The organism is Kitasatospora sp. NPDC056800, from assembly GCF_042789775.1.
Taxonomy (GTDB): Bacteria; Actinomycetota; Actinomycetes; order Streptomycetales; family Streptomycetaceae; genus Kitasatospora.
Window position 1 is genome coordinate 15,330 of record NZ_JBHUAL010000199.1, and the last position, 2,777, is coordinate 18,106.

Sequence of the window (2,777 nt, forward strand, 5' to 3'; positions counted from 1 at the left end):
CGCCCAGCGCGCCCGCCGCCGCGCCGACGCCCTCTCCGGCCTCGCCTTCCGGCTGCGCGAGCGCGCCAACTGGGCCCGCCGCCAGCGCGAACTCGCCGAGGACGCCGCCGAGTGCGACCGCCGCCAGGCGCTCTGCGCCGAACGCGCCCGCACCTGCGACGAGGACCGCCGCGCCGCCCAGCGCGCCGCCGACGACGCCCGCCGGACGGCCCGCGCGCTGCGCGCCGAACGCGCCGAGATCCCCGCCGCCGAGCAGGCCGACGAGCCCGCCGAGACCGCCCCCGCCGCGCTGCCCGCCCTGCGCGAGGCCTACCGCGCCGCCTCCCAGCTGTACGAGAAGGTCGGCGTCGGCGCCGACCTGCGCGCCGAACAGGCCCGCGCCGAGGGCGACGAGGCCGCCGCCGCGACCGAACTCGACCGCCTCACCAACAAGGTGCGCACCCGCGCGGAGGAACTCCTCGGCAGCCCCGACGGCGCCGACGGCCCGGCCCGCCAGGCCGCCGCCGCCCGCGCCGAGGAACTGGTCGCCACCATCGAGGCCCGCTCCGCCACCGCCAGCGAGCAGCTCGGCCGGCTGCGCGGCGAGGCCGAGCGCTCCGCCCCCGCCGACGGCGAGGCGCACACCGAACTGCCCGAGGACCTCGTCCCCACCGATCCGGAGCACGCCCAGGCCCTGCTGCGCACCGCCACCAGCCGCCTGGCCGAGCGCCGCGAGGCCCTGGACGCCGCCCGCACCGCCCACGCCGACCTCCAGCGGACCTTCGACACCGCCCAGGCCTCCGCCGCCGACTTCGACGAGCTGGCCGGCCAGCTCCGCGACGGCCTGCGCGACCACCAGGAGGACCCGGACGACCCGGTCGAGCCGTACCTGGGCTCGCTGACCGAGGCCCGCACCGGCGCCACCGAGGCCCGCCGCGCCCTGCGCACCGCCGCCGGCGAACTGTCCTCCTCCGAACTCGCCGTCCGCGACACCGCCGACGCCCTGGTCCGGCACGCCAACGCGGCCCGCTACGAGGCCGTCCGCACCCCCGCCCGCCAGCAGATCCGCGAACTGCCCGCCTCCGCGCTGCCCGAGCACGCCGCCGCCTGGGCCACCGCCTTCGCGCCCCGGCTGCGGGTGCTCACCGACGAGCTCGCCCAGCTGGAGAAGAACCGCGGCTCGATCGTGGACCGGCTGCGCGGCCTGGTCGAGTCCTCGCTCACCACCCTGCGCGCCGCCCAGCGGCTCTCCCGGCTGCCCGAGGGCCTGGGGGAGTGGTCCGGCCAGGAGTTCCTCCGGATCCGCTTCGAGGACCCGGACCACGCCACCCTGGTCGAGCGCCTGGGCGAGGTCATCGACGAGGCCACCCGCGCCGCCGTCAAGAAGAACAGCGACCTGCGCCGCGACGGCATGTCCCTGCTGCTGCGCGGGGTCGCCGCCGCGATCGGCCCCAAGGGCGTCAGCGTCGAGATCCTCAAGCCCGACGCGGTGCTGCGCGCCGAGCGGGTCAGCGTCGGCCAGATGTCCGACGTCTTCTCCGGCGGCCAGCTGCTCACCGCCGCCATCGCGCTGTACTGCACGATGGCCGCGCTGCGCGCCAACGACCGCGGCCAGTCCCAACTGCGGCACGCCGGCACGCTGTTCCTGGACAACCCGATCGGCCGCGCCAACGCCACCTACCTGCTGGAGCTCCAGCGGGCCGTGGCCGACGCGCTCGGCGTCCAGCTGATCTACACCACCGGCCTGTTCGACACCACCGCGCTCGCCGAGTTCCCGCTGGTGATCCGCCTGCGCAACGACGCCGACCTGCGGGCCGGCCTCAAGTACATCTCGGTCGAGGAGCACCTGCGCCCGGGCCTGCCCGCCGCGCCGGACCCGGACGGCCCGACCATCCACGGCGAGATCACCGCCACCCGGATGTTCAAGCGCCCCGCGGAGGTTCCCGCCCAGCCGTGAACTCACTAGCGTGATCGCCATGCTGACGATCGCGCACCTCAGTGACATCCACCTCGGCCAGGACCGCGGCCGGGACGACGGCAAGCGTGCCCGCCGGCGGGCCGAGCAGGTGATGGCGTACCTCGACGCCCTGCCCGGCCCGCTGGACGCGGTGCTGGTCACCGGCGACCTCGCCGACCAGGGCCTGCCGGAGGAGTACCGGCAGGTCGCCGAGGTCCTGGTCTCCCGGCACCCGGTGTTCACCTGTCCAGGCAACCACGACTCCAGGTCGCCGTACCGGGAGGTGCTGCTCGGCGAGGCGCCGGGGGAGGGGCCGGTCAACCGGGTGCACCGACTGCCGGGCGCCGACGTGCTGATGCTCGACTCCTCGATACCCGGGCAGCACGACGGCCTGCTGGACGAGCCGACGCTGGACTGGCTGGACGCCGAACTCGCCTCCGGCCGCACCGAGTTGCCCGCCCTGGTGGCCTTCCACCACCCGCCCGTGGAACTGCACCTGCCGTACGTCGACCCGATCCGCCAGTTCGGCGAGGAGCGGCTGGAGCGGGTGCTGCGCCGCCACCCCCGGGTGGCCGCCCTGTTCTGCGGCCACGCGCACACCTCCGCGGCCACCACCTTCGCCGGCCTGCCGCTGCTGATCGCGCCCGGCGTGGTCTCCACCGTCACGCTGCCCTTCGAGGGCGGGCCCGGCATCTCCTTCGACCACCCGCCGATGCTGGCCTTCCACGTCCTGGACGAGGACCGCCGGCTCACCACCCACTACCGGGCGCTGCCGCTCCGGGACTGACCGATCGGCCTGGTGCTACGGGTGGTTGGGCTGCACCCGGGCCTGGCGCGGCGG

General features: G+C 76.1%; 1 protein-coding gene and 1 pseudogene. Both read left to right on the forward strand.

Features of this window, described 5'->3' with window-relative positions; translation table 11 throughout:
* Nucleotides 1–1,936: pseudogene (locus ACFRQN_RS32555) on the forward strand (hypothetical protein); the annotation flags it as partial.
* A 19-nt stretch (nt 1,937–1,955) separates the two neighbouring features.
* The gene (locus ACFRQN_RS32560; RefSeq protein WP_380743954.1) at nt 1,956–2,723 is read left to right on the forward strand and encodes a metallophosphoesterase; all 768 of its coding nucleotides are present in this window, start codon (nt 1,956–1,958) and stop codon (nt 2,721–2,723) included.
* Nucleotides 2,724–2,777: the final 54 nt, after the last annotated feature.